Origin of the sequence: Streptomyces sp. NPDC006385, from assembly GCF_040612485.1 — a bacterium.
Lineage (GTDB): Bacteria > Actinomycetota > Actinomycetes > Streptomycetales > Streptomycetaceae > Streptomyces.
This window is the reverse complement of the sequence record NZ_JBEXQG010000025.1, coordinates 68789-95487: the sequence shown is the minus strand read 5'-3', so window position 1 is coordinate 95487 and position 26699 is coordinate 68789. Positions and strand designations below refer to the sequence as shown.

Sequence of the window (26699 nt, the reverse complement as noted above, 5' to 3'; positions counted from 1 at the left end):
AGGGAAACCTCTTCCGTGGACGCCCGCTTTACCGAGATGCTCAAGCCTTTCCTGCCCTTCCTCGGCGAGGAGCCCATCACGGCCGACACCCCGCTGCGCGAACTCGGGCTGGATTCCATGCAGGCCATCGAGCTGATGTTCACGCTGGAGGACACCTTCGGCGTGCAACTGCCCGACGACGCCCTCACCGAGGCCACCTTCGCCACCGCGGGCAGTCTGTGGAACGCGGCCGTCGCCGCGATGCCCGCCGGCACGGGGGACGCGATATGAGGGGCTTCGACCGCACCGGCTTCGACGCGCAGGCCACCGCGGACGCGGTCCGCCGGGTGTGCGAGACGGCCCGCAAGCACGCCGCGTCCTGCGACGAGGCCGCAGAGTTCCCCCTCGCGGCCTTGGAGGAGATGCGCCGGACCGGGCTGCTCGGCCTGATGGTGCCCACCGCCCACGGCGGGATGGGCGGCGGCGTGGACGACGTCCTGGACGCCGGCATCGCCCTCGGCCGCGTCGACATGTCCGTCGCCATGATCTTCACCATGCACTGCCAGCAGGTCGCCGGCATCGTCCGGCACGCGTCCCCCCGGCTCGCCGCCGAACTCCTCCCGGAGATCGCCGCGGGACGCCTCTACCTGGCCTCCGTCACCACCGAGGCCGGCAAGGGCGGCCACCTGCTCACCTCCGCCGCCGAACTCGCCACACAGGACGGCCGGCTGGTCATCGACCGGGTCGCACCGATCGTCACCGGCGGAGCCCACGCCGACGGCTTCCTGATCACCATGCTCAGCCCCACGGCCCGCTCCCCGCACGAGGTCTCCCTCGTCTACGCCCACCGCGACCAGCTCGACATCAGCGTCTCCGGCGACTGGGACCCGCTCGGCATGCGTGCCAGCCACAGCGTGGCCCTGAAGCTCACCGGCCAGGTGCCCGGGCATCAGGTCGTCGGCGAGCACGGCCAGTTCCGCAAGGTCGTCCTGGACACCTTCGGCCCGCTGGCCCACCTCGGCTGGGCCGCGACCTGGCTGGGCACCGCCGCCGGCGCCCTGTCCCGGGTGCTGCACACCCTGCGCAGCCCGGTCGGCCGCAAGAGCGCCAACCTCGACTCCGAGCTACTGCTGACCCGGCTTTCCCGCGCCCGGCAGCGCCTGGACACCGTGCACGCCCTGCTGCGGCACACCGCGACCACCCTCTCCCGGGCCGCCGACGACGGCGACGACCTCTCCCGGCCCAAGTACCAGATGCTGGTCAACGCCCTCAAGATCACCGCGTCCGAGGAGTGCCACCGCACCGTCGAGGACCTGGTCGACGCCGTCGGCCTGCGCCACGGCTACCTCAAGAGCTCGCCCACCGGACTCGAACGCGCCCTGCGCGACCTCAGGTCCGCCGCGCTCAACTACAGCAACGACCGGCTCCACCTCGCCGACGGCAGGCTCGCCCTGCTCGATGCGGAGGTGTCCCTTGCCTGACCGGCCCCTCGGGCTGCCCGTCGACGACGCGGCCGGGATCCTCAAGGCCCTCGCCGCCTCCGGCACGCTCACCGAGCTCTACGGCAAGGAGCCGACCGGCCGCCTCGACCCGCTGCTGCTGCGCCGCATCCTCAGCGAGGCCGATGCGCAGAGCCCGACGGGCACGGTCCTCGCGCTGCTCGTTCAGCTGGCCAGCGCTACACCGCTGCTCACCGAGATGGCCGACAGCCCGGCCGCATCGCACACGCTGCGCGCGGCCCTCGAAGGCGAGGAACTGCTCGCCCTCGCCGCCACCGACACGGCAGCCCCGGGCTCCGACCTCGCCGCACTCGGCACCACCGTCGACCTCTCCGGCACCGACGGGGACCTCGTCCTCGACGGCGGCAAGCGCTGGGTCACCTCCGCCCTGACCGCCGGCCACGCCCTGGTCCTGGCCCGGCACCGCCCCGGCCGCCACTTCACCAGCTTCACCTGGGTCCTGGTACCGCTGACCGCCCCCGGCGTGACCGCGGAAGCGGCCGACACCGACCTCTTCGACGGCGCGGGCCTCGGCCACCTCCGTTTCCACTCCGTGCGGCTGCCCCGCGAACACGTCCTCGGCCGCCCCGGCCGGGGCCTGGCCCTGTTCGCCCGGCACCTGACCGTCGAACGCCTGGCCTCCGCCGCCTGGGCGGTGGCGCTGTGCCGCAGGGCCGTCGCCGACACGGACCGCCGGCTCGCGGACCGGTCCATCGACGGCACACCCCTGCGCCGGTCGTCTTCCGTACGCCAGCGGCTCGCGGACTGCGCCGTACGTCTCAGCGCCCTCGACGCGCTGTGGACACAGTCCGCCGACCGCATCGCCCGCCACCATGACGCCACCGCCGCCGCCACGCTCAAGGCGCTGTCCGGCATGACCGTCGAACACGTCCTCACCGCATGCGGCCATCTCCAGGGAGCCGACGGCTTCGACCGGGGCGGAGCGCAGCGGCTGCGCGCCGAGGCGGCCGTGTTCGGCATCGGCGGCGGCGCCACCGAAATCGTCCTCGACACCGTCGCCGAACGCCTCGACCAGGTCCTGGACGGGCTGACGCCATGACCGCCGCCACCGCCTCCTCCGCCGCCGCCGGGACCCGACTCCACACCGAGGCGGCTCCCGGCGTCTGGGTCGCCGTGGAACCGGTCGGCACCCCCGCCGACGACCCGGCCGGGCTCACCCCGCACGACCTGGCCGACGCCGAGCACCTGCCCGAGTGGCGCGCCCGTGAACTCCTCGCCGCGCGCCGGGCCCTGCGCAGCCTGCTGGCCGCCCACTTCCCCGAGGCCCGGCACGCCCCCGTCGCCTACACCGACCGCGGGGCCCCCCGCCTCGTGGACCAGCCCCGCATCGGCATCAGCGTCAGCCACGACGGCGGGGCCGTCGCCGCCTGCGCCGCCCTGGACCACGCCGTCGGCGTCGACCTCCAGCACCCGCCGGACACCGTGTCCGACGGCATGCTGCGCCGCTGCGCCAAGACCCACACCGAGCGGCTCGCCCGCCTGCCCATGGCCGCGCGCACCAGGGAGTTCGCCTGGCTGTGGACCGTGCGCGAGGCCATCGTCAAGGCCGACGGCACCGGCGTCGCGGGCGGGCTGTGGACCGCCGACATCACCCCGTACAGCCGGCACGGCGCCTCGGGCCGGCACCGGTGGGTGAGCCTGCGCGAGCAGTCGCCGATCCCGCTCAGCTGCGCCTACACACCGCTTTCCGCACCGACCCCGCCCATCGAACGCCCCCTGGAGAACGACAGTGAGTGAGCCCTCGGCCGAGCTGAGCTGCTACACGGCGGGGCTGGTGGCGTATCTGGAACCCCAGGTCCCCGACATCCGGGACCGGCTCGCGGCCGCCGTCCGCCTGCGGGTGCGCACCGATCCGCCCGACGGCGGACTGGCGTTCTCCCACCACGCCCGCGTCGACATCGACGGCCGGGGCCGCGGCCTCGTCCACCGGGGTGCCGACGACTGGGCCGCCGCCCGCGCCGCGCTCGACGCCGAGCTGGCCCGGCACGGCGCCGTGCTCGCCGTCGGCAACACCCGCCACATCCCCTGGTCCCCGTCGTACGGTGGCGCGCAGACCTCGCACTGGGTGGTGCTCCGCCGGCACGGCGACGCCACGTGGCACGTGCGCGACGACTTCGACGCCCTCACCCCGCACGGCACCCAGACCGCCTACGAGGGACTCCTGGACGACGCCGAACTCCAGGCCCTCCTCACCCCGTTGTCCAGTACGACCGCCCAGGCCGTCAGCCGCGACCGCCACGCCCTCGGCGAGGCCGCCGAACTGGCGCCGTACACCGGCTACCGCTGGCTCGAACTCGGCGACACACCGGACAGGTCCACCCCCGAAGGAACCTGGGTGGACGGGCCGCTGCCCGCGCTGCGGCTCGTGGCCGACACGGTGTGTGCCGACCCCGACGCCCTCACCCGCTACGCCGACGACATCTGGACCGCCGCCCGCCACCAGCGTTTCCGGCTGGCCTCCCGCCCCGAGGCGGCGGGCGTCGCCGCGGCGGCGGCAGCGTGGGGATCCCTGCCGCAAGCCGTCCGCTTCGGCATCGCCTCGGCCGAGCGCGGCCGGTACCGCGAGGGGGTCGTGCGGCAGGCCTTCGAGCAGCTGATCGGCACCGTCGAGCGACTGGAGAGCGAGCAGCGGGAGGAGACCGGCCGATGACCCACCAGGACACCCTGTACGGGCGGTTCGCCGCCACCGTCCGTCGGCACCCGGACGCCGTGGCCCTCGAACTCGATGGCGCCGCCCACACCTATGCCGAACTGGACGCCCTCGCCGCCCGCCTGGCCGCCGCCTTGGTCGCCGGCACGGATGGCCCCGGCCCCAGCCGGGTCGGCCTGCTCGCCGTGCGCACCCTGACCGCCTACGCCGGCTATCTCGCCGTACAGCGCCTCGGCGCCACCGTGGTCCCGCTGCACCCGGACTTCCCGGCCCCGCGCACGGCGGCGACGGCCAAGGCGGCCGAGCTGGACTGCGTGCTGACCGACCCCGACCGCGCGGGCGTCGAGCTGCCGGTACCGGTGCTGGCCCCCGACGTCACGGCGCCCGCCCCGGCCCCCCCGGGCGAGACGCGGCACGCCGGGCCGGACGACCTCTGCTACATCCTCTTCACCTCCGGCTCCACCGGCACCCCGAAGGGCGTCCCGATCCGGCACCGCAACGTCACGGCCTACCTGGACCACGTGACCGCCCGCTACGGCATCGGGGTCGGCGACCGGCTCTCCCAGACCTTCGACCTCACCTTCGACCTCTCCGTCTTCGATCTGTTCGCGGCCTGGAGCAGCGGCGCCACGGTCGTCGTACCCGGCCGCGGCGACCTCCTCGCCCCTGCCCGGTTCGTCGCCAGGGAACGCATCACCCACTGGTTCTCCGTGCCCTCGGTGATCTCCCTCGCCCGACGGCTGCGCGGCCTGACCCCCGGCTGCATGCCCACGCTGCGCTGGAGCCTGTTCTGCGGCGAACCCCTGACCACCGCCCAGGCCGAGGCCTGGCGGGCGGCCGCCCCCGGCAGTGTGCTGGAGAACCTCTACGGCCCCACCGAACTGACCCTGAGCTGCACTCAGCACCGGCTGACGGACACCCCGGCCGAGCAGTTGCCCGCGCACGGCACCGTGCCGATCGGGCGGCTCTACCCCGGCCTGGAACAGCTCGTCGTGGACGACGACGGCCGCCCCGCCACCGAGGGCGAGCTGTGCGTCCGAGGCGTCCAGCGCTTCCCCGGCTACCTCGACCCCGCCGACAACGTCGGCCGTTTCCTGCGGTACGAGCCCGGCGACAGCCGCGCCACGGCGGTGGACGCCGCAGCGGATCCGGACGATCGCCTCTGGTACCGCACTGGCGACCGGGTGCGCCTCGACGAGAACGGCCTCACCCACCTCGGCCGCCTGGACGACCAGGTCAAGGTGCGCGGCTACCGCCTGGAGCTCGGGGAGGTGGCGAGCGAACTGCGCGCCCACCCGGACGTCCGCGACGCCGTCGCGCTCACCCTCCCCGGTCCACGCGACGAGACCCGCCTCGTGGCGGTGTGCACGGGAGACGGCGTCGATCCCGCCGATGTCCTCGCCTCCCTGCGCGCCCGCCTGCCCGAGTACATGATCCCCAGCACCCTCACCGTGCTGGCGGACCTGCCGCTGAACGCCAACGGAAAAATCGACCGCCGCGCCCTGCGGGACATGCTCATGACCGCCCGCGCACGCTGAAACTGGGGGAAACACGCTTGAACGGTCAGACCATCCACTCCCTGCTCGACGCCGCAGTCCAGGAGACGCCCGACGCCCCGGCGATCCGGGATGCAGCCGGCCGCTGGACCTACCGCGAGCTGGACGCCGCCGCCCGGGCGTTCGCCCGCTGGCTGCGCGGCCAGGGGATCGGCCGCGGTGACCGCGTCGTCGTCCAGCTACCGACCAGCCGGGAACTGGCCGCGATGTTTTACGGCACCTCCCGCGTCGGTGCCGTCTTCGTCCCGCTCAACCCGGCGATGAAGGAGTTCCACCTGCGCTCCGTCGTCGGCAACGCGGAACCCAAGCTGCTCCTGACCGACGCCGCGGGCGCCCCGGTGCTGCGCCGCGTCAGCACCGCGCCGGTGCACGACATCGCCGACGTACGGCCGGACCTGGTGCCGGTCGGCGAAGACCCCGGCGAGGCGGAGGCGGTCGCCCCCGACGACCTGGCCGTGCTGATCTACACCTCCGGCAGCACCGCCGCCCCCAAGGCGGTCATGTGCCCCCACGCCCAGGTGACCTTCGCCTGCCGCGCCCTGACCGAGGTGCTCGGCTACCGCCCGGACGACGTCGTCTTCTGCCGCTTCCCCATGTCCTGGGACTACGGTCTGTGCAAGGTTCTGATGACCTGCGTCGCCCGCTGCGAGATCGTCCTCGCCGACGGCGAGTCCGACCTCCTGCTGCTGCAGCGCATGCGGGAGACCGACGTCACGGTCGTACCGATCGTGCCGTCCCTAGCCACGATGATCGTCCGCCTGGCCGGCCGGGACACCCGGCCCGTGCCGCCCGTGCGCATGTTCACCAACACCGGAGCCGCGCTGCCCCAGAGCACCATCGACGCCCTGCGCACCCACTTCCCCGGCGCCCGCGTGGTCCGGCAGTACGGCCAGACCGAGGCCAAGCGCATCACGGTCATGCCGCCCGAGGCCGACCGCGAACGCCCCGACTCCGTCGGCCTGCCGCTGCCCGGCACCCGGGTGCTGATCCTGGACGACGACGGCAGCCCGCTGCCCGCCGGCGAGGTGGGTGAGATCGTCGCCACCGGCCCCCACGTGATGGCCGGTTACTGGCGCAACCCCGAGGACACCGCCCGCTCCTTCCGCCGCGACCCGCGCACCGGGGAGCCCCTGCTGCACACCGGCGACTACGGCTGGCTGGACGACGACGGCTACCTCTACTTCCAGGGCCGCCGCGACGACATGTTCAAGCACAAGGGCTTCCGCATGAGCACCCTGGAGATCGAGAGCGCGGCCATGGACATCCCCGGCGTGCGGGCCGCCGCCGCGCTGCCGCCCGGCGACGGACACGGGTTCGCCCTGTTCGTGGAGAGCGACCTCGACGCCCACCAGGTCATCACCGAACTCACCCAGCGCCTCGAACTGCCCAAGGTGCCCACCGTCTGCCGGGTCCTGCAGGAGTTCCCGCTCACCCTGCACGGCAAGAACGCCCGCCGCGAGCTCGCGGCCCTGCTGGAGGGAGAGGACCGCGCATGACCGACCGCACCCGCCTGCGCGCACTGGCCGACGCGTACGGCACCCCCCTGTACGTCTACGACCTCGACCGCCTCGACGCCGCCCGGCGGGACCTGTTCGGCTGGCTGCCCGACGAGTTCGACGTCTTCTACGCCCTCAAGGCCAATCCGCACGTCGATCTCGTCCAGGCCCTGCGCGAGGGCGACGGCCCCGGCTGCCGCGCCGAGATCAGCTCCACCGGCGAACTCGCCGCGGCCCTCCAGGCCGGCCACGACCCCGCGGACATCCTCTACACCGGGCCCGGCAAGACCCCCGGCGAACTGCACGAGGCGATCGGACAGGGCGTCCGGCTCTTCTCCGCCGAATCGCTCACCGACCTCGAACACATCGGCGAGGCCGCGCTGGCCCACGACACGGTCGCCGACTGCCTGCTGCGCGTCAACGACGAGACCGCCCGGGCGGCCACCGGTGTCCGGATGACAGGCCGACCCACCCAGTTCGGCTTCGACAGCGAGACCATCGCCGGCCTCGGGCCCCGGCTGCGCGCGGTGCCGGGCACCTCACTGGCCGGTCTGCATCTGTTCACCCAGAGCAACGCCTCCGACGAGGACGCCCTGATCGCCGAGTTCCGGCACACCATCGACACCGCCGCCCGCATCGAGCGGGAACTCGGCATACCCCTGCGCCTGCTCGACATCGGCGGAGGCTTCGCCTCGCCGTACGGCCAGCACGGCGAGCGCACGGCCTACCCCGCCCTGCGCGCGGCGCTCGAAACCGCCCTCGACACGCACTTCCCGCGCTGGCGGCAGGGCGCCCCCCGGCTCGCCGTCGAGTCGGGCCGCTACCTGGTCGGCGACTGCGGAACCCTGCTGGCGTCCGTCAGCAACGTCAAGACCGGTCGCGGCCGGACCTTCGTCGTCCTCGACGCCGGCATCAACACCTTCGGCGGACTGTCCGGCCTCGGCCGCATCCTCCCGGTGTCCGTCCGCATCGACTCCGATTCCGACGCCGGGCAGACGCAGCGGGTGACCCTCGCCGGGCCGCTGTGCACCCCCGGCGACACCCTCGGCCGGGACGTCGTGGTCCCCGCCGGCCTCGGCCCCGGCGACCTCGTCGCCATCCCCAACACCGGAGCCTACGGCCCCACCGCCAGCCTCCTGATGTTCCTGGGCAGGCCCGCTCCAGCCGAGGCCGTGGTACGCGCCGACGACGTGGTCTCCGTCTCCCGTATCGAACACGTACGGACCTATCGGAAGGTGGAACGGGAACATGACTGATGCTCGCACGACGGCGCGGCAGACCGTCGTGGTGACCTCGATGGCCTCCGACTCCCACACCTGGAACCTGGTGTTCCTCCAACTGCTCCTGGAGGAACTCGGCTACGACGTCGTCAACCTCGGCCCCTGTGTCCCCGACGACCTGCTGGTCTCCCGCTGCGCCGCCGTGCGCCCGGCGTTCGTCGTCATCAGCAGCGTCAACGGGCACGGGCACCAGGACGGGCTGCGCGTCATCGGCACGTTCCGCTCCCACCCCGACCTGGCCACCACCCCTGTGGTCATCGGCGGCAAGCTCGGCGTCGCCGGCCAGGACTCGGCCCGCGCGCGAGAGCTGAGGTCGGCCGGCTTCGACAAGGTCTTCGAGGAGGACACAGACCCGGCCACCGCCCTGGCGGCCTTCGCCGCCTCGCTTCCTCGGGCCGTGGCGCCGGGCCGACGCCCGGTCACGCTGCCCGCCGCCCGATGAGCGCCCCGCAGACCGCGGACTTCGGCGCGTACGTCAGGGCCGAGGCCGAAGCCGGTCGGCTCGTCGTCCAGCCGCGGATGGGATTCGGCGATCCGGCGACCATGCGCGCCGGGCTCGCGGCCACCCGCGGCGCGGCCGCCCGCACGGTCGGCACGATCACGGTCGACGCCCACACCCGGGTGGGTCACCTGGCCGCCGTCGAGAGCGCGCTGCGCGACGGGGTCGCCCTCAACGGCTATCCCCTGGTCACTCACCCCGTGGCGACGACCGCCGAGGTGCTGGCCGGCCTCCACGGCCCGGACTTCCCGGTCCAGGTGCGCCATGGTTCGGCAGACCCCCTCGGCATCTTCCGCGCCATGCTCGCCGTGGGCCTGGGCGCCACCGAGGGCGGGCCGGTCTCCTACTGCCTGCCCTACGGCCGTACGCCGCTCGCGGAGTCCGTCGACAATTGGGCGCGCGGCTGCGAGCTGCTCACCCGGCTCCGCGACCAGGGGCTGGAGCCGCACCTGGAGACCTTCGGTGGCTGCATGCTGGGGCAACTGTGCCCACCTGGCCAGCTCGTGGCCATCAGCGTGCTGGAGGCTCTCTTCTTCGCCCAGCACGGCATCCGCAGCATCTCCGTCAGCTACGCCCAGCAGACCCACCCGGGGCAGGACCGCGATGCGCTCGCGGCGTTGCGGCGGCTGTGCCGGGAACTGCTGCCGGTGTCCGACTGGCACATCGTCGTATACGCGTACATGGGCCTGTACCCGCAGACGCACGACGGTGCCTACCGCCTGCTGGGACAGGCGGCCGAACTTGCCGTCGACGGCGGCGCGCAGCGGCTGATCGTCAAGACGGCCGCGGAGTCGCAGCGCATCCCCAGCATCGAGGTGAACGTCCGCGCCCTGGAGTACGCAGCCTGGGTGGCCCGGCGGGCGCTGCGGCCGCCGGCCGGGGCCACGGCCGACCCGGAGGTGTATGGGGAGGCCTCGGCTCTGGTGGGCGCCGTTCTGGACCTTGCCCCGGACGTGGGTCGTGCCCTGCTGCTGGCGTTCCGAAAGGGCTACCTCGACATCCCCTACTGTCTGCACCCCGACAACCGGGGCCGGACCCGCAGCTACATCGACGCTGACGGACGTCTGCGCTGGGAGTCGACCGGCGCGCTGCCATTCACCACCCGGCAACGGCCCCGTCGTCGACGGTTCGGCTCGGCGGACCTCCTCGCGGACCTTTCGTACGTGCGCCGGAAGTTCGACGGCGATGAACGGTAGCTCGCAGCGGCGCTAAGGTAAGAATTTGACGAGAGCATTGCCGAGTCATGGGCATTCGGGGCACAGGCCAAGTGCCACAATACCGGACAAGTTTGCCATGATCGCGCCCTGACGTGCAGGTTCGCTCTCATGTGTGACGGCAGGCACGCTGTTGAGTAAAGACTGCATCAAATAGTTTGTGATACCGTTCACGAGAACCCCCGGGTAGAGCCGAGGGGCCGTGATGCGGCGGTCCGGCGGCGTGAGGTCCTCTCTCCATCCGGGGCTACGCTCGTCCATGACGACACCCCTGCCCCCTTTGAAAGCGGAGTTGCCGCCATGCCGTCCAACGACGTCCGGACCCTGGCCCAGGCTGCTGTGCCCACAGCCGCCGTCGGCGCTGTAGCCGCCGTCGTCAGTGGCGTGGTGGCCGGTGGCAAGGGGGCCGTCGGGTCCATCGTGGCCGCGCTGGTGACGATCCTCTTCATGGGCATCGGCCTGCTGGTCCTCCAGCGCACTGCCAAATCGCTTCCGCACCTGTTCCAGGCGATGGGCCTGATGCTCTACGCGGCTCAGATCCTGCTGCTGTTCGTCTTCCTCGCCGCCTTCAAGAACACGTCGCTGTTCCACCCGCGGGCCTTCGCGTTGACGCTCATCGCGACCACCCTGGTGTGGGTCGGCGCGCAGACGGTCGCGCACATGAAGTCCAAGATCCTTTACGTCGAACCGGACTCCGTCGAGGGTGGCAAGCCCGAAAAGGCGGGTCCTTCATCGTGAAGGGTAGGGCCGGGATAAAGCCGCGTTCGACAAACTGCTATCGTCCGGTGCCAACTGCGGCACTGCGGGCGCGGGCATCCGAGCTGACGCCTGTTCCATCGCGAGGCTCGACGCCGAACCGCCGCCCCCATACCAGAAACACCAGTCCAGTGCCGACCCGCGGCCGCGCGCCGCGCCGACACAACGAGGTTGCCGTACCCATGCGTCACGCTGAAGGAGCCCGCGGTGAGTGCTGACCCGACGCAGGTGCTCGCCTTCGAGACCGACTGCCACATCTTCGACGGGTGTGGCTTCCCGGCTCCGGGCCTGCACTCGTTCCTGTTCGAGCCGCTCTGGGGCGATGCGGACAGCAACGTCTACTTCAACAAGACGATGCTGATGGCGCTGCTCGGCTCCGTGATCGTGATCGGCTTCTTCTGGGCCGCCTTCCGCCGGCCGAAGGTCGTGCCGGGCAAGCTGCAGATGGTCGCTGAGGCGGGGTACGACTTCATCCGGCGCGGCATCGTCTACGAGACCATCGGCAGGAAAGAAGGTGAGAAGTACGTCCCGCTGATGGTCTCGCTGTTCTTCTTCGTCTGGATGATGAACCTCTGGTCCATCATTCCCGTGGCCCAGTTCCCGGTGACGTCGATCATCTCCTACCCGGCGGCCCTGGCTGCGATCGTCTACGTCACGTGGATGACGATCACCTTCAAGCGGCACGGCTTCGTCGGTGGGTTCAAGAACCTGACCGGCTACGACAAGTCCCTTGGCGCCGTACTGCCGCTGGTCATGGCCATCGAGTTCTTCTCGAACGTGCTCGTCCGGCCCTTCACGCACGCGGTTCGACTCTTCGCGAACATGTTCGCTGGTCACACGCTGCTGCTTCTCTTCACCATCGCCAGCTGGTACCTGCTGAACGGCATCGGCATTGCCTATGCCAGCGTCTCGTTCGTGATGGTGATCCTGATGACCGCCTTCGAACTTTTCATCCAGGCGCTCCAGGCGTACGTGTTCGTGCTCCTGGCCTGCACCTTCATCCAGGGCGCGCTCGCCGAGCACCACTGATCGCCCCGTATTCACCATCCCCTAACTGTCCGGTGGCTGACCGCCACCGGTCCGTAAAGAGAAGGAAGAACTGGCATGTCCCAGACTCTCGCCGCTGTCAACGGTAGCCTCGGATCCATCGGGTACGGCCTCGCCGCCATCGGCCCCGGCGTCGGCGTCGGCATCATCTTCGGCAACGGCACCCAGGCCCTCGCCCGCCAGCCTGAGGCGGCCGGTCTGATCCGCGCCAACCAGATCCTCGGCTTCGTCTTCTGTGAGGCGCTCGCCCTGATCGGTCTGGTTATGCCGTTCGTCTACGGCGTCTGATCACCTCAGGCTGACGACCAGCAATCCAGACGAAAGGCAACGACATGAGCCAGCAGCTCATTCTGGCGGCGACCGAGGGGGCGGCGGAGAACCCCCTCATCCCGCCGATCCCTGAGCTCGTCATCGGCCTGCTCGCCTTCGTCATCGTCTTCGGCTTCCTCGCCAAGAAGCTTCTCCCGAACATCAACAAGGTTCTGGAAGAGCGTCGCGAGGCCATCGAGGGCGGTATCGAGAAGGCCGAGGCCGCTCAGACCGAGGCCCAGAGCGTGCTCGAGCAGTACAAGGCCCAGCTCGCCGAGGCCCGGCACGAGGCCGCGCGTCTGCGCCAGGAGGCGCAGGAGCAGGGTGCCGCGCTCATCGCCGAGATGCGGGCGGAAGGCCAGCGGCAGCGCGAGGAGATCGTCGCCGCCGGTCACGCGCAGATCGAGGCCGACCGCAAGGCCGCGTCCTCCGCGCTGCGCCAGGACGTCGGCAAGCTCGCCACCGACCTGGCGGGCAAGCTCGTCGGTGAGTCCCTTGAGGACCACGCCCGGCAGAGCCGTGTCATCGACCGCTTCCTCGACGAGCTCGAGGAGAAGGCCGAGGCCGGACGATGAACGGAGCGAGCCGCGAGGCCCTGGCAGCCGCACGTGAGCGTCTCGACGCGCTGACGGACAACACGTCCGTCGACGCGGCCGAGCTCGCCGAAGAACTGGCCGCCGTCACCGCGCTGCTCGACCGCGAGGTGTCGCTGCGTCGGGTCCTCACCGACCCGGCGCAGGCCGGTGAGGCCAAGGCCGAGCTGGCCCAGCGCCTGCTCGGCGGACAGGTCAGCGGCGAGGCAGCCGACCTGCTGGCCGGCATGGTGCGCTCCCGCTGGTCGCAGTCCCGTGACCTGGTGGACGCGCTGGAGGAGCTGGCGAACACCGCCGACCTCACCGCCGCGCAGAAGGCCGGCACGCTCGACGACGTCGAGGACGAGCTGTTCCGGTTCGGCCGGATCGTCTCCTCGAACACCGGGCTGCGCGCCGCGCTGACCGACCGTGCCGCCACCCCCTCGGCCAAGAGCGAGCTGCTGCGCAACCTGCTCGGCGGTCGGGCCAAGGCGACCACCGAGCGTCTGGTGACGCGTCTTGTGACCGCGCCGCGTGGACGTAGCCTGGAGTCGGGACTGGAGTCCCTGTCCAAGCTCGCCGCCGAGCGCCGGGAGCGCATGGTGGCCGTCGTCACCTCGGCGGTACCGCTGAGCGACGCGCAGAAGCGACGCCTGGGCGGCGCTCTCGCGAAGCTCTACGGCCGCACGATGCACCTCAACCTCGACGTGGACCCCGAGGTCGTCGGCGGGATGCGGGTGCTGGTCGGCGACGAGGTCATCAACGGCTCCCTCGCGGACCGCATCGAGGACGCCGGCCGCCGACTGGCGAGCTGAGCAGCAACTCAATAGGCAAGACGTACTCACGACGGCCCTGGTTGGGCCGTGCAGAAGAATCCTGGGGGTCGCCCCCAGACCCCCAAAGTGAAACTTCGGGCCCAACAAGGAGAGCAGGGAACCCAGATGGCGGAGCTCACGATCCGGCCGGAGGAGATCCGGGACGCACTGGAGACCTTCGTCCAGTCGTACAAGCCGGACGCGGCCTCGCGCGAGGAGGTCGGTACGGTCACCCTTGCCGGCGACGGCATCGCGAAGGTCGAGGGTCTGCCCTCGGCCATGGCCAACGAACTGCTGAAGTTCGAGGACGGCACCCTCGGCCTCGCCCTCAACCTCGAGGAGCGCGAGATCGGTGCCATCGTCCTCGGTGAGTTCAGCGGCATCGAGGAGGGGCAGCCGGTCACCCGTACCGGCGAGGTGCTCTCCGTGGCCGTCGGCGAGGGCTACCTCGGCCGCGTCGTCGACCCGCTCGGCAACCCGATCGACGGCCTCGGCGAGATCGAGACCAGCGGTCGTCGTGCCCTTGAGCTGCAGGCCCCCACGGTCATGCAGCGCAAGTCGGTGCACGAGCCGATGGAGACCGGCTACAAGGCCGTCGACGCGATGACCCCGATCGGCCGCGGCCAGCGTCAGCTGATCATCGGTGACCGCCAGACCGGCAAGACCGCCCTGGCCGTCGACACGATCATCAACCAGCGCGACAACTGGCGCACCGGCGACCCGAACAAGCAGGTCCGCTGCATCTACGTCGCCATCGGCCAGAAGGGCTCCACCATCGCCGGCGTGCGCCGCGCGCTGGAGGAGAACGGCGCGCTGGAGTACACGACCATCGTCGCCGCCCCGGCGTCCGACCCGGCCGGCTTCAAGTACCTGGCGCCCTACACCGGCTCCGCCATCGGTCAGCAGTGGATGTACGAGGGCAAGCACGTCCTCATCATCTTCGACGACCTGTCGAAGCAGGCCGACGCCTACCGTGCCGTGTCGCTGCTGCTGCGCCGTCCGCCGGGCCGCGAGGCCTACCCGGGCGACGTCTTCTACCTGCACTCCCGTCTGCTGGAGCGCTGCGCCAAGCTCTCCGACGACCTGGGCGCCGGCTCGATGACCGGTCTGCCGATCGTCGAGACCAAGGCCAACGACGTGTCGGCGTTCATCCCGACCAACGTCATCTCCATCACCGACGGCCAGTGCTTCCTGGAGTCCGACCTGTTCAACGCCGGTCAGCGTCCGGCCCTGAACGTCGGTATCTCGGTCTCCCGTGTCGGTGGCTCCGCCCAGCACAAGGCGATGCGCCAGGTCTCCGGCCGTCTGCGCGTGGACCTCGCCCAGTTCCGTGAGCTGGAGGCGTTCGCCGCCTTCGGTTCCGACCTGGACGCCGCGTCGAAGGCGCAGCTGGAGCGCGGTCAGCGCATGGTCGAGCTGCTGAAGCAGCCCCAGTACGAGCCGATGGCCACCGAGGACCAGGTCGTCTCCGTGTGGGCCGGCACCACCGGCAAGATGGACGATGTGCCGGTCGCCGACATCCGCCGCTTCGAGAAGGAGCTCCTGGAGTACCTGCACCGCAAGGAGCAGGGCCTGCTGACCTCCATCAAGGAGGGCGGCAAGATGTCGGACGACACGATCACCGCTGTCGCCGACGCCATCGCGGAGTTCAAGAAGCAGTTCGAGACCTCGGACGGCAAGCTGCTCGGCGAGGACGCTCCTGCCGCTGCCGGCAAGTGACGACGGAAGGGACCTGACTCATGGGAGCCCAGCTCCGGGTCTACAAGCGTCGCATCAAATCCGTCACCGCGACCAAGAAGATCACCAAGGCGATGGAGATGATCGCCGCCTCGCGCGTCGTCAAGGCGCAGCGCAAGGTGGCGGCCTCCACGCCGTACGCGACCGAGCTCACTCGCGCGGTCACGGCGGTCGGCACCGGCTCGAACACCAAGCACCCGCTGACCACCGAGGCGGAGTCGCCGACCCGTGCCGCGGTGCTCCTCCTGTCGAGCGACCGCGGTCTGGCCGGCGCCTTCAACTCCAACGCCATCAAGGCCGCGGAGCAGCTGACGGCCCGCCTGGAGGGCGAGGGCAAGGAGGTCGACATCTACGTCGTCGGCCGCCGCGGTGTGGCCCACTACAACTTCCGTGAGCGCAAGATCACGGAGCAGTGGACCGGCTTCACCGACCAGCCCGAGTACGCGGACGCCAAGAAGGTCGCCGGCCCGCTGATCGAGGCCATCAAGAAGGAGACGGCCGAGGGCGGCGTGGACGAACTCCACATCGTCTACACCGAGTTCGTCTCGATGATGACGCAGACGGCGGTCGACAGCCGCCTGCTGCCGCTCAGCCTCGAAGAGGTGGCCGAGGAGTCGGTGAAGAAGAGCGAGCTTCTTCCGCTGTACGACTTCGAGCCGTCGGCGGAGGACGTCCTCGACGCCCTCCTGCCGCGCTACGTCGAGAGCCGCATCTACAACGCGCTGCTGCAGTCGGCCGCTTCCAAGCACGCCGCCACGCGCCGCGCGATGAAGTCGGCCACCGACAACGCCGGGGATCTGATCACCAACCTCACCCGGCTTGCCAACGCGGCCCGCCAGGCCGATATCACCCAGGAAATCAGCGAGATCGTCGGTGGCTCCGCAGCCCTGGCCGACGCGACCGCGGGGAGTGACAAGTAATGACGACCACTGTTGAGACGGCCACGGCTACGGGCCGCGTCGCCCGGGTCATCGGCCCGGTCGTCGACGTGGAGTTCCCCGTCGACGCGATGCCGGAGATCTACAACGCCCTGCACGTGCAGGTCGACGACCCGGCCAACGAGGGCGCGAGGAAGACGCTGACCCTCGAGGTCGCCCAGCACCTGGGCGACGGCCTGGTCCGCGCGATCTCCATGCAGCCCACCGACGGCCTGGTCCGCCAGGCCCAGGTGACCGACACGGGCAACTCCATCTCGGTGCCGGTCGGTGACGTGACCAAGGGTCGTGTGTTCAACACGCTGGGCGAGGTCCTCAACGACGACCCGTCCTGCGTCGCGGACGCCGAGCGCTGGGGCATCCACCGCAAGGCCCCGGCCTTCGACCAGCTCGAGTCCAAGACCGAGATGTTCGAGACCGGCCTGAAGGTCGTCGACCTTCTCACCCCGTACGTCAAGGGTGGAAAGATCGGTCTGTTCGGTGGTGCCGGTGTCGGCAAGACCGTGCTGATCCAGGAAATGATCATGCGTGTGGCGAAGCTGCACGACGGTGTGTCGGTCTTCGCGGGCGTCGGTGAGCGCACCCGTGAGGGCAACGACCTCATGGCCGAAATGGAAGAGGCGGGCGTTCTCGACAAGACCGCCCTCGTCTTCGGCCAGATGGACGAGCCGCCGGGCACCCGTCTGCGCGTGGCCCTGGCCGGTCTGACCATGGCGGAGTACTTCCGCGATGTGCAGAAGCAGGACGTGCTGTTCTTCATCGACAACATCTTCCGCTTCACGCAGGCCGGTTCCGAGGTGTCGACCCTGCTCGGCCGCATGCCCTCCGCGGTGGGCTACCAGCCGAACCTGGCCGACGAGATGGGTCTCCTCCAGGAGCGCATCACCTCGACCCGTGGTCACTCGATCACGTCCATGCAGGCGATCTACGTCCCTGCGGACGACCTGACCGACCCGGCCCCGGCCACCACCTTCGCCCACCTCGACGCGACGACGGTGCTCTCCCGTCCGATCTCCGAGAAGGGCATCTACCCGGCCGTGGACCCGCTGGACTCCACGTCCCGGATCCTGGACCCGCGCTACATCTCGCAGGACCACTACAACGCGGCGATGCGCGTGAAGAACATCCTGCAGAAGTACAAGGACCTCCAGGACATCATCGCGATCCTCGGCATCGACGAGCTCGGCGAGGAGGACAAGCTCGTCGTGGCCCGTGCCCGCCGCGTGGAGCGCTTCCTGTCCCAGAACACCCACGCCGCCAAGCAGTTCACGGGTGTGGACGGTTCGGACGTGCCGCTGGACGAGTCGATCGCCGCGTTCAACGCGATCTGCGACGGCGAGTTCGACCACTTCCCGGAGCAGGCGTTCTTCATGTGCGGTGGTCTCGAGGACCTCAAGAAGAACGCCAGGGAGCTGGGCGTCTCCTGAGTCCGGTGACTCACTGAGCGCTGTGACTCATGACGAGGGGCGGGCCGCGTCCCGCCCCTCGTCGTACTCCCACTAGAATTTGACCCAACACCCGGCAGAACCGCCGGGTGGTGACCCGAGGAGCCACCTTGGCTGCTGAGCTGCACGTCGCGCTGGTCGCCGCCGACCGTGAGGTCTGGTCGGGCCAGGCCACCCTGGTCGTCGCGCGCACCACGTCCGGCGACATCGGCGTCATGCCCGGTCACCAGCCGCTGCTCGGTGTGCTGGAGTCGGGCCCGGTGACCATCCGTACGAGTGAAGGTGGAACGGTCGTCGCCGCGGTGCACGGCGGTTTCATCTCGTTCGCGGACGACAAGCTGTCGCTGCTGGCCGAGATCGCCGAGCTGTCGGACGAGATCGATGTCCAGCACGCGGAGCGGGAACTCGAGCGGGCGAAGGCGGAGGGCGACGCCGCCGCCGAGCGCCGCGCGGAGGTCCGCCTGCGGACGGCGACGGCGCGCTGACCCCTGGGGGTACCGCCCGGGCCCTTTAGTCTGGGAGAGCGCACGCGATGACGTCACTCAGCCGCGGCTGGGACCGGAGCAATCCGGTGCCGGTCGCGGCTGAGGCAGATATGGAAGTTTTTTCCGTTCCGTTACCTAGGAGACGAGGAGGTCGGTGTCGATGGTCCTCGCTCTGACTGTGTGCGGAATCGTCGTCGCCCTTGTGGTGCTGGGGTTGTTCGTCTTCGGTCTGCGCCGCAGGCTGATCCAGCGCTCGGGCGGCACGTTCGACTGTTCCCTGCGCTGGGACGTGCCGGAGAAACCCGACACCAGCGGTAAGGGCTGGAGCTACGGCGTCGCCCGTTACAACGGCGACCGCATCGAGTGGTACCGCGTCTTCTCCTACGCCTACCGCCCGCGCCGCATCCTGGAGCGCTCCGCGATCGAGGTGGCCGGCCGTCGCGTACCCGACGGCGAGGAGGAGCTGGCGCTGCTCTCCGACGCGGTGATCCTCACCTGTCTGCACCGGGGCACGCGTCTCGAACTCGCCATGAGCGAAGACGCGCTGACCGGTTTCCTCGCGTGGCTTGAGGCAGCCCCGCCCGGTCAGCGCGTCAATGTCGCTTAGTTCGCCTATTCGCCTATTCGCCTGTTCGCCTGTTCGCTTATTGGTTGAGGCCGTTGTGGATGGCGGTGACCAGCTCACCGTTGCTGGTGTCACCGCTGAACTCCCAGAAGAACGCGCCGCCGAGGCCCTGGTTCTCGGCCCACGTCATCTTCCCGGCGATCGTCGACGGGGTGTCGTACGACCACCAGTTGCTGCCGCAGTGCGCGTACGCCGTACCCGCGATGGTGCCGGTCGCCGGGCAGGAGTTCTTCAGGACCTTGTAGTCCTCGATGCCCGCCTCGTACGTACCGGGAGCCGCGCCGGTCGCCGTGCCGCCGGGGGCGGACTGGGTGACGCCGGTCCAGCCGCGGCCGTAGAAGCCGATGCCGAGCAGGAGCTTGGCGGACGGGATGCCCTTCGACTTCAGCTTGGCGATCGCGTCCGCCGAGTTGAAGCCCGCCTGTGGGATCCCCGGGTACGAGGTGAGCGGGGAGTGCGGGGCGGTCGGGCCGTCCTTGTCGAAGGCGCCGAAGTAGTCGTACGTCATCACGTTGTACCAGTCGAGGTACTGTGCGGCGCCCCCGTAGTCGGCCGCGTCGATCTTGCCGCCGGAGGAGCCGTCGGCGGTGATGGCCGCGGTGACCAGGTAGTTCGGGCCGAACTCCGCGCGCAGTGCCTGCATGAGGTTCTTGAACGCCGCGGGTCCTGAGGTGTCGCAGGTCAGGCCGCAGGCGTTCGGGTACTCCCAGTCGATGTCGATGCCGTCGAAGACGTCGGCCCAGCGCGGGTCCTCCACCACGGCCTTGCAGGACTTGGCGAAGGCGGCGGCGTTGGCCGCGGCCTGGCCGAAGCCGCCGGAGTAGGTCCAGCCGCCGAAGGAGTACAGCACCTTGATGTGCGGGTACTTGGCCTTCAGCTGGCGCAGCTGGTTGAAGTTGCCGCGCAGCGGCTGGTCCCAGGTGTCGGCGGTGCCGCTGACGGACTGGTCGGCGGTGTAGGCCTTGTCATAGGCGGCGTAGGTGTCGTCGACGGTGCACTGGCCGTTCTTGACGTTGCCGAAGGCGTAGTTGATGTGCGTGATCTTCGACGCCGAGCCGGACGTCACCAGGTTCTTGACGTGGTAGTTGCGGCCGTAGACGCCCCACTCGGTGAAGTAGCCGAGGTTGATCTTCGTGCCGGGCTGCGGACCAGGGTCGGTGCCGCCGCCGGTGGTGCGCACCGCGCGGGCGCCGGAGGCGGGGCCGGTCTGGTCGGCGGTGTCACGGGCCCGGACGGTGTAGGAGTAGTCGGTGCCGGCGGTGAGGCCGGTGTCGGTGTACGACGTGCTCGTCACCGTGGCGACCTTGGCGCCGTCGCGCAGGACGTCGTAGTTCTTGATGCCCTTGTCGTCGGTGGCGGCCGACCAGCTCAGCTTCACCGAGGTGGTGGTGATGTCGGAGGCGCTGGGTGTGCCCGGGGCGGAGGGCGGGTTGTCGCCGGGGACGCTGCCGCCGTCGCAGCTGCCGCCGTTGAGCTTGCAGTTCGCGGGGGAGCCGGAGCCGGTGCCGTTGAAGCCGAAGGAGACGGAGGCGCCGGGGGCGAGGGTGCCGTTCCAGGACTTGTTCCTGGCGGTCCAGTGGGTGCCGGAGGAGGTGACGTCGGCGTCCCAGGCGGAGGTGACCGAGGTGCCGGAGGGGAAGTCCCACTCGACGGTCCAGGAGCTGAGGCTCGTGGTGCCGGTGTTCTTCACCGTCCACTTGCCCTCGAAACCGGAGCCCCAGTCCTGGGTCTTGGTGTAGGTCGCGGTGGCGGACGTCGCGGCCTCGGCGGGGCTCGCCAGGCCGACGAGGCCGGCCAGCGGGAGCAACAGGGTCGCGAAGCCTGCCGCGGCTCTGTGTCTGAAGCGCATGCTGCGCCTCCCTCGATAGCGGGATGTCAGGGGCATGACTGAGTTGTCAGCCTGCAGTGCTGCGAGGGTAGGGAGGTCTGAACCATTGGTCAATAGGTCTGGACCAATGGGCAGATGCCGGTGCTCGACGGCTGGATCCCGAGGGAGGACCCAGCCGTCGGCGACGCCGCGGCGGTCGGGACGGTCGGGTTCGTGCGGAGGGAGGCGTCTGTCAGGCGGTCGTCGGCCGCCATTCGGTCAGGCCGCTCTCCTCGGCGAACAGCCGGGGCGCGAGCACCCTGAGATGGGCGGGCGGCTGCTGCCGCGTGGGCGCGAGGCGCAATGTCCGGATCCCCTCGCCCTCCTGCGTGTGCTCCGCCTCCTCGAACCCCGCGAACCGGTAGGCGATCTCCATCATCCGGTTGCGTTCCGTGCGCCGGAAGGAAGCCGTCAGCCCGGTGCCGGCCAGGGCTGCCTCGTCGGTGAGCCAGCGCAGCAGGGCGGCGCCGACCCCGAAGGACACCACACGGCAGGAGGTGGCCAGCAGCTTGATGTGGAAGGCCTCGGTCAGCCGCTCCAGCAGGATCACCCCGACGGCACCGTGCGGGCCGAACCGGTCGGTGAGCGAGGCGACCAGCACCTCGTGCCGCTGGTCCGAGAGCAGGGCACGCAGCGCCTCGTCCGAGTAGTGCACCCCGGTCGCGTTCATCTGGCTGGTGCGCAGCGTCAGTTCCTCCACGCGCGCGATGTCCTCCTCACTCGCCCGGTGGATGTTCAGCTCCAGGCCGAGCGAACGCAGGAACTCCTCGTCCGTGCCGGTGTGTTCAGACCGCTCGGTGTTCCGCTGGAAGCCCGCCTGGTACATCAGCCGGCGGTTGCGGGCGTCCGCCGTGACCATGGTCGGCGTGAACTCCGGCCTGCTCAGCAGCTCCGGGACCTCCTCGGCGCGGTAGCAGCGGACCTCGGGAAGGTGGTGGGAGACCTCGGCGCGTTCGGCGGGCTGGTCGTCGACGAACGCGATGGTCTTCAGGGCGAAGTTCAGCTGGTCGGCGATCGCCCGCACGGATGCCGACTTGGGGCCCCAGTTGATCTGCGGCAGGACGAAGAACTCCGCCAGCCCGAGCTTCTCCAGCCGCTCCCAGGCGTGGTCGTGGTCGTTGCGGCTGGCCACGGACTGCAGGATGCCGCGGGCGTCCAGCTCGCGCACCACCTCGCGCACCGCCGTCGGCACGTCCACGTCGCCGTCCTCGAGCAGGGTGCCCTGCCACAGGGTGTTGTCCAGGTCCCAGACCAGGCACTTGACGGTCGGCTGCTGCGTCACGGCCGCTTCCCTCCTCGGCGGGTGGCCATCGTCATACTTCCCACAGGGTCACCGTCCAGGCCGCGACCGGACTGTTGCTGAGGACCAGCACGTGCCCGCCCGGCTCCACCTCGCCGAGCGCGAGCAGCCGGTCAAGGTTGAGCACCACGTCCATCGGGCCGAGATGCCCGAAGTCGGCGAGGTGGGCCGCGCAGACCGGATGGATGGGCAGGCCCAGGCTGACGCGGTAGAAGTCGAACGCGCTGGCGGTGACGTTCTGCATCAGCGTGGCGGACACGTCCGCCTTGGTGAGGCCGGCGTCGGCCAGCACCTCGTCGACCATGCGGCCCAGCCGGTTGCGGCTGTGCATGGCCAGCTCGAAGGAGTAGCGGTCGTTGTCGAGGCACTCCTCGCGCCACTGGGACCACGGCCGCGACTTGTAGTCCACCCGGAACAGGTCGTGGAAGGAGCTGTCGGCCTCCATGCGGTGTGCCCTGATCACCGGTCGCCCGCCTCGAACGAGGGTCATGGCGAAGGCGCCGTCCCCGATCACGGTGACGGGCCGGCGCACCCGGTCGGCAGCGGTCGGCCGGCTTCCGTAGGTGAGGAGCACGCTCCTGCGACTGGGATCGCCGAGCAGCAGGTCGCGGGCCAGTCCCCAGGCGGCCGAGGAACCGGCACAGCCCAGACCGTCCACCGTGAAGGGGAAGACGCCCGTCAGCCCGGCCAGATGCGCGATCTTGCCGGAGTCGGAGCCGATCAGCACGTCCGGTGCGCGGGAGGCGATGTGCACCATCAGGTCCGGGGGCTCCGGCAGCCCGGCGAGCAGTTCCCGGCATGCGCGGGCGGCCAGTTCGGTGGGCTCGGTGTCCGGGAAGACGCCCACCGTCTTCACCCCGGCCTGCTCGGCGAACTTCAGCTCCTCCTGGCTGAGCCGGGACAGTTCGGGCAGGTCGACGACGGCGGTGCGGTCCTCCGGCAGCAGACAGTGCACCGCGCCTATGCCGATCTCGTCCGGTCCGTTGGTCATGCCGCTTCCTCCAGCGCTCGCTCCGCGAGGATGAGCTGGCAGAGCTCCTCGCTGCCTTCGATGATCTGCATCAACTTGGCGTCCCGGTAAGCGCGTGCCACCGTCTCGCCGTCCCGCGCGCCCGCGGAGGCGAGGACCTGTACGGCCGTGGCGGCGGCCCGTGCCGCACCGCCCGCGGAGACATGCTTGGCGAGCACCGCGGCGGTCGACAGGTCGGGGGCGTGGGTGTCCCAGCGGTCGGAGGCGTCCTCGCAGACCCGGGTCGCCGTCTGCTCGGCCACATACAGCTCGGCCAGATGCCGGGCGACGAGCTGATGCCGCGCCAGTGGCTTGCCGAACTGCTCCCGGTCGCGGGCATGGGCCGCGGCCGCCCGCAGGCAGGCGCGGATGATGCCGACGCACCCCCAGGCCACGGACATCCGCCCGTAGGTCAGGGCGATGGTGGTCAGCAGGCCGAGCGGCAGTCCGGTGCCGGACAGGACACTGGAGACGGGGAGGCGTACATCGTTCAGGAGCAGGTCGGCATGCCCGGCCGCGCGGCATCCCAGCGCGTCGGTCACGGGCCGCAGGGTGACACCCTGGGCCCGCGTCGGTACGAGCACGGCCGCGGCGCCGTCGCGGTAGCGGCCGAAGACCACCACCACGTCGGCGTAGGCAGCGGCGGTGGACCACACCTTGTGCCCGTTGACGACCACACTGTCGCCGTCGTCCTTGACCGTGGTGCTGATCGCCGACAGGTCGCTGCCCGCCTGGGGCTCGCTGAAGGCCACGGCGGCCAGCCGACCCCCGGTGAGCCGGGTCAGCTCGCCGGCGCGCTGTTCGCGGGTACCGAACCGCTGGATGGTCCAGGCGGCCATGCCCTGCGAGGTCATCACGCTCCGCAGTGAGCTGCACATGCTGCCCGCGTGGGCGGTCAGTTCGCCGTTGCGGCGGCTCGACCATCCGCGTCCGCCGTACTCCTGCGGGACCTCGGCGCACAGCACGCCGTGGGCACCGAGCTCGCGCAGCACCGGCTCGGGGATGGCGCCCTCGGTGTCCCATGCCGCGGCTCGGTCACCGATCGCCGCGGTGACGAGCGCTGCCGGTTCCTCACTCACGGTTGCCGGCCAGGCGCAGCACGAGGGCGGTCATGGCACGGACCGTCCGGAAGTTGTCGATCCGCAGGTCGGGCCCCTCCACGACGACACCGAAGGTCTGTTCGATGTGCACCACGAGTTCCATGGCGAACATGGAGGACACGCCGCCGGTGCCGAACAGGTCGGTGTCGGCGTCCCAGGTACTGCGGGTGTGCTCTTCGAGAAAGCGGGTGAGGTCGGCTTCCACCTGCTCTGCCGTGATCTCACGGGCCGTTGCGGGCTCGCTCATGTCCTGTTCCTCTCAGGGTTTCTTGTGGGCGAGGGTGAGGCCGTCCGCCACGGCGAGCAGGGAGATCTCCACGCGGTCGTCGTCGCGCAGCCGGGCGTTGAGTTCGCGGATGGCCTGGGTGTCCGCGTCCTGGGCGGCCGGGTCGGCAACCCGGCCGAAGAACAGCGTGTTGTCCAGGACCACCAGGCCGCCCGGCCGCAACAGCGTCAAACACTGCTCGTAGTAGCGGGGGTAGTTGGCCTTGTCGGCGTCGATGAAGGCCAGGTCGAAGCTGCCGGCGCCGTGCTCCGCCGTGAGCCGGTCGAGGGTCTCGCCGGCATCGGCGAGCCTGAGGTCGATCCGGTCGGCCACCCCGGCGCGCTGCCAGTAGCGGGTCGCGATGCGAGTCCAGCGCTCGCTGTTGTCGCAGGTGACCAGGGTGCCGCCGGCAGGCAGGGCGCGGGCCATGCACAGGCTGCTGTAGCCGGTGAAGGTGCCGACCTCCAGGACGTTGCGGGCGCCGGTGAGCCGTACCAGCAGGGCGAGGAACTGGGCCTCCTCAGGCAGCACGAGCATCGCCTGGAGCATCGGCATCCCGGCGGTCTCCGCGCGCAGGTCGCGCAGCACGTCGTCGTCGCGCAGCGACATCGCCCGCACGTAGTCGTGAAGCCGGTCGTCCAGGGCGAGCTGGCCGGCCATCAGGTCCACCCGCCCGCGGTGTACGTGTAGAAGCCCCGGCCGCTCTTGCGACCGTGCTCACCGTCGCGCACCTTGCGTAGCAGCAGTTCGCAGGGGCGGCAGCCCTCGTCGCCGGTGCGCCGGTGCAGCACCCACAGGGAGTCCACGAGGTTGTCCAGGCCGATGAGGTCGGCGGTGCGCAGCGGGCCGGTACGGTGGCCGAGACAGTCCTGCATCAGGATGTCCACGTCCTCGGCGGTGGCCTGACCCGACTCCACGATGCGGGCCGCATCGTTGATCATGCGGTGCAGCAGCCGGCTGGTGACGAAGCCTGGTCCGTCGGCGACGTGCACGCCCTTACGGCCCAGCGCGCCGAGCAGCCGTGCCACGCCGTCCAGCGCCGGTCGCCCGGTGCGGGGTCCGTGGATCACTTCCACGGTGCCGATCAGGTAGGAGGGGTTCATGAAGTGCACCCCGACGAGTTTTTCGGGGCGGCTGATCCGGTCGGCCAGCTCGTCCACGGGGATGGACGAAGTGTTGGTGACCAACACCGCGTCAGGTCCCGTCAGTTGATCGATCTCGGCCAGTGCCTTGGCCTTCACCTCGGCGTCCTCGGTGACGGCCTCGATCACCGCGTCCGCCCCCTGGCAGTCGGCCGCCGCGGCGGTGACCGTCAGTTCGCCCGGCGGCCCGTCGGGACGCACGCCCATGAGCTGGGCCGTGCGCAGCTCGTGCTCGACCCGGGCCCGGATTCGCGCTCGTCGGGCCGGGTCCGTCTCGACGAGGACCACCGGCACACCCCGGCCGAGTGCCAGGGTCGTGATGCTGACCCCCATCACCCCGGCTCCCAGTACGGCGAGCCGCGGAGCCGCCTGTTGTTCTGTCACCGCGCGTACCTCCCCCACCCCTCGGTGGGCATCGATGAGTCGTTCGCTCGGGCAATCGGTCTGAACTGGACTTCTTCCACCCGCGCCGGTCACGCCTGAGACGGGACTCGGAGGCGCCGGGGCTGACGGGGGCGCCGGGAGGCGGCAGGAACGGTGATGCGCTGTGCCGCCGTCGCGGAACTCGGCCCCGAGCCGGACCGCCGCGGTCACGCGGCGAGGCAATTATCTCGCGCGGTCCGGAGGCAACTCTGTCGTGCGGTCCAGAGGGGAAAGCGGCATCCCGGTCGGTGGTCGCATCTGCTGCACTAAGGTGCCACGGTCCTCCCCCTGGATCATCCGCACAGTGACCGTAACACCATAGGTCGACCTTCGGACAGGTTGCAATTACCCACCGCAGTTGCTGCGGCCAACTGCACGAAAAGGCCGTTCCGAGATGTCCGATTTTATGCGCAATGGGCGGGGGTGAATGATGAATAAGCGCTGTCCGAAGATTTGCGATGTGGCGCAAAAGCGTTGCCGATGCATTGTCGGCGGCGGATTCAGGACGATCTTCAATAGCTTCTCCGACGCCGTGACCTGGCCTTACTCGACCATTCCAGAGGTGGAGCGGCGGTGGCGCCGGATGGTTGCACTCTTGCCTGTCGAGAATGGAGGGTGTTACGGTCCGGCGTAAGTGAAGATCGAACGGGGGATAGATGTAATCGTGCAGACT

At 70.4% G+C, this 26699-nt stretch carries 27 protein-coding genes; 20 read left to right on the top strand and 7 right to left on the bottom strand.

Features of this window, described 5'->3' with window-relative positions:
- The first annotated feature begins 15 nt into the window (after window positions 1-15).
- From ABZ078_RS20775 to ABZ078_RS20680, 20 genes are all read left to right on the top strand, one after another.
- Entirely contained in the window at window positions 16-270 is a 255-nt protein-coding gene (locus ABZ078_RS20775; protein WP_356577284.1) for an acyl carrier protein, read from the top strand.
- Window positions 267-1460, top strand: coding sequence for an acyl-CoA dehydrogenase family protein (locus tag ABZ078_RS20770; RefSeq protein ID WP_356577283.1), 1194 nt, complete (start codon window positions 267-269; stop codon window positions 1458-1460). Before ABZ078_RS20775 ends, ABZ078_RS20770 begins: the two co-directional genes overlap by 4 nt.
- Window positions 1453-2538: an acyl-CoA dehydrogenase family protein gene (locus ABZ078_RS20765; protein WP_356577281.1), complete on the top strand. Its 1086-nt coding sequence runs from the start codon at window positions 1453-1455 to the stop codon at window positions 2536-2538. The genes ABZ078_RS20770 and ABZ078_RS20765 overlap by 8 nt, the downstream gene beginning before the upstream one ends.
- A complete protein-coding gene (locus ABZ078_RS20760) occupies window positions 2535-3236 on the top strand; it encodes a 4'-phosphopantetheinyl transferase superfamily protein (RefSeq protein ID WP_356577279.1) in 702 nt (233 codons plus the stop codon). The genes ABZ078_RS20765 and ABZ078_RS20760 overlap by 4 nt, the downstream gene beginning before the upstream one ends.
- Entirely contained in the window at window positions 3229-4149 is a 921-nt protein-coding gene (locus ABZ078_RS20755; RefSeq protein ID WP_356577277.1) for a hypothetical protein, read from the top strand. Before ABZ078_RS20760 ends, ABZ078_RS20755 begins: the two co-directional genes overlap by 8 nt.
- Window positions 4146-5687, top strand: a complete 1542-nt coding sequence (locus ABZ078_RS20750) for an amino acid adenylation domain-containing protein (RefSeq protein ID WP_356577275.1) — start codon at window positions 4146-4148, stop codon at window positions 5685-5687. Before ABZ078_RS20755 ends, ABZ078_RS20750 begins: the two co-directional genes overlap by 4 nt.
- Window positions 5688-5704: 17 nt before the next feature.
- Entirely contained in the window at window positions 5705-7201 is a 1497-nt protein-coding gene (locus ABZ078_RS20745) for an AMP-binding protein (RefSeq protein WP_356577274.1), read from the top strand.
- The gene (locus ABZ078_RS20740) at window positions 7198-8457 is read left to right on the top strand and encodes a type III PLP-dependent enzyme (RefSeq protein WP_356577273.1); all 1260 of its coding nucleotides are present in this window, start codon (window positions 7198-7200) and stop codon (window positions 8455-8457) included. The genes ABZ078_RS20745 and ABZ078_RS20740 overlap by 4 nt, the downstream gene beginning before the upstream one ends.
- Window positions 8450-8923, top strand: coding sequence for a cobalamin-dependent protein (locus tag ABZ078_RS20735; RefSeq protein WP_356577271.1), 474 nt, complete (start codon window positions 8450-8452; stop codon window positions 8921-8923). The genes ABZ078_RS20740 and ABZ078_RS20735 overlap by 8 nt, the downstream gene beginning before the upstream one ends.
- Window positions 8920-10176 carry a methylaspartate mutase gene (locus tag ABZ078_RS20730; protein ID WP_356577269.1) on the top strand — a complete coding sequence of 419 codons (1257 nt, stop codon included), beginning with the start codon at window positions 8920-8922 and terminating at the stop codon, window positions 10174-10176. The genes ABZ078_RS20735 and ABZ078_RS20730 overlap by 4 nt, the downstream gene beginning before the upstream one ends.
- 318 nt (window positions 10177-10494) lie before the next feature.
- On the top strand, window positions 10495-10932 hold the full coding sequence (locus ABZ078_RS20725) for a hypothetical protein (RefSeq protein WP_356577267.1): 438 nt from the start codon (window positions 10495-10497) through the stop codon (window positions 10930-10932).
- A gap of 210 nt (window positions 10933-11142) precedes the next feature.
- The gene (atpB, locus tag ABZ078_RS20720; RefSeq protein WP_356577307.1) at window positions 11143-11979 is read left to right on the top strand and encodes a F0F1 ATP synthase subunit A; all 837 of its coding nucleotides are present in this window, start codon (window positions 11143-11145) and stop codon (window positions 11977-11979) included.
- A gap of 75 nt (window positions 11980-12054) precedes the next feature.
- The gene (locus ABZ078_RS20715) at window positions 12055-12285 is read left to right on the top strand and encodes a F0F1 ATP synthase subunit C (RefSeq protein WP_356577265.1); all 231 of its coding nucleotides are present in this window, start codon (window positions 12055-12057) and stop codon (window positions 12283-12285) included.
- A gap of 44 nt (window positions 12286-12329) precedes the next feature.
- Window positions 12330-12881 (top strand): F0F1 ATP synthase subunit B, encoded by a 552-nt coding sequence (locus ABZ078_RS20710; protein WP_356577263.1) that lies wholly within the window; start codon window positions 12330-12332, stop codon window positions 12879-12881.
- Window positions 12878-13693 (top strand): F0F1 ATP synthase subunit delta, encoded by an 816-nt coding sequence (locus ABZ078_RS20705; RefSeq protein WP_356577262.1) that lies wholly within the window; start codon window positions 12878-12880, stop codon window positions 13691-13693. Before ABZ078_RS20710 ends, ABZ078_RS20705 begins: the two co-directional genes overlap by 4 nt.
- A 126-nt stretch (window positions 13694-13819) precedes the next feature.
- Complete coding sequence (atpA, locus tag ABZ078_RS20700) at window positions 13820-15412, top strand: F0F1 ATP synthase subunit alpha (RefSeq protein WP_356577260.1); 1593 nt, start codon at window positions 13820-13822, stop codon at window positions 15410-15412.
- A 20-nt stretch (window positions 15413-15432) separates the two neighbouring features.
- A complete protein-coding gene (locus ABZ078_RS20695; RefSeq protein ID WP_356577258.1) occupies window positions 15433-16350 on the top strand; it encodes a F0F1 ATP synthase subunit gamma in 918 nt (305 codons plus the stop codon).
- Window positions 16350-17792: a F0F1 ATP synthase subunit beta gene (gene atpD, locus ABZ078_RS20690; RefSeq protein ID WP_356577257.1), complete on the top strand. Its 1443-nt coding sequence runs from the start codon at window positions 16350-16352 to the stop codon at window positions 17790-17792. Before ABZ078_RS20695 ends, atpD begins: the two co-directional genes overlap by 1 nt.
- A 128-nt stretch (window positions 17793-17920) precedes the next feature.
- Entirely contained in the window at window positions 17921-18295 is a 375-nt protein-coding gene (locus ABZ078_RS20685) for a F0F1 ATP synthase subunit epsilon (protein ID WP_356577255.1), read from the top strand.
- Between the two features lie 160 nt (window positions 18296-18455).
- On the top strand, window positions 18456-18902 hold the full coding sequence (locus ABZ078_RS20680; protein WP_062709764.1) for a DUF2550 domain-containing protein: 447 nt from the start codon (window positions 18456-18458) through the stop codon (window positions 18900-18902).
- Between the two features lie 37 nt (window positions 18903-18939).
- On the opposite strand, the gene ABZ078_RS20675 is transcribed toward ABZ078_RS20680, so the two are convergent.
- From ABZ078_RS20675 to ABZ078_RS20645, 7 genes are all read right to left on the bottom strand, one after another.
- Window positions 18940-20769 (bottom strand): glycoside hydrolase family 18 chitinase, encoded by a 1830-nt coding sequence (locus tag ABZ078_RS20675; protein ID WP_356577253.1) that lies wholly within the window; start codon window positions 20767-20769, stop codon window positions 18940-18942.
- A 211-nt stretch (window positions 20770-20980) separates the two neighbouring features.
- Entirely contained in the window at window positions 20981-22069 is a 1089-nt protein-coding gene (locus tag ABZ078_RS20670; RefSeq protein ID WP_356577251.1) for an HAD-IIIC family phosphatase, read from the bottom strand.
- A gap of 31 nt (window positions 22070-22100) precedes the next feature.
- On the bottom strand, window positions 22101-23078 hold the full coding sequence (locus ABZ078_RS20665) for a 3-oxoacyl-[acyl-carrier-protein] synthase III C-terminal domain-containing protein (protein ID WP_356577249.1): 978 nt from the start codon (window positions 23076-23078) through the stop codon (window positions 22101-22103).
- Window positions 23075-24175: an acyl-CoA dehydrogenase family protein gene (locus ABZ078_RS20660; RefSeq protein ID WP_356577247.1), complete on the bottom strand. Its 1101-nt coding sequence runs from the start codon at window positions 24173-24175 to the stop codon at window positions 23075-23077. Before ABZ078_RS20660 ends, ABZ078_RS20665 begins: the two co-directional genes overlap by 4 nt.
- On the bottom strand, window positions 24168-24443 hold the full coding sequence (locus tag ABZ078_RS20655; RefSeq protein WP_356577245.1) for an acyl carrier protein: 276 nt from the start codon (window positions 24441-24443) through the stop codon (window positions 24168-24170). The genes ABZ078_RS20660 and ABZ078_RS20655 overlap by 8 nt, the downstream gene beginning before the upstream one ends.
- A 12-nt stretch (window positions 24444-24455) precedes the next feature.
- The gene (locus ABZ078_RS20650) at window positions 24456-25121 is read right to left on the bottom strand and encodes a class I SAM-dependent methyltransferase (protein ID WP_356577244.1); all 666 of its coding nucleotides are present in this window, start codon (window positions 25119-25121) and stop codon (window positions 24456-24458) included.
- Window positions 25121-25987: a 3-hydroxyacyl-CoA dehydrogenase family protein gene (locus tag ABZ078_RS20645; RefSeq protein WP_356577242.1), complete on the bottom strand. Its 867-nt coding sequence runs from the start codon at window positions 25985-25987 to the stop codon at window positions 25121-25123. The genes ABZ078_RS20650 and ABZ078_RS20645 overlap by 1 nt, the downstream gene beginning before the upstream one ends.
- Between the last annotated feature and the right edge of the window lie 712 nt (window positions 25988-26699).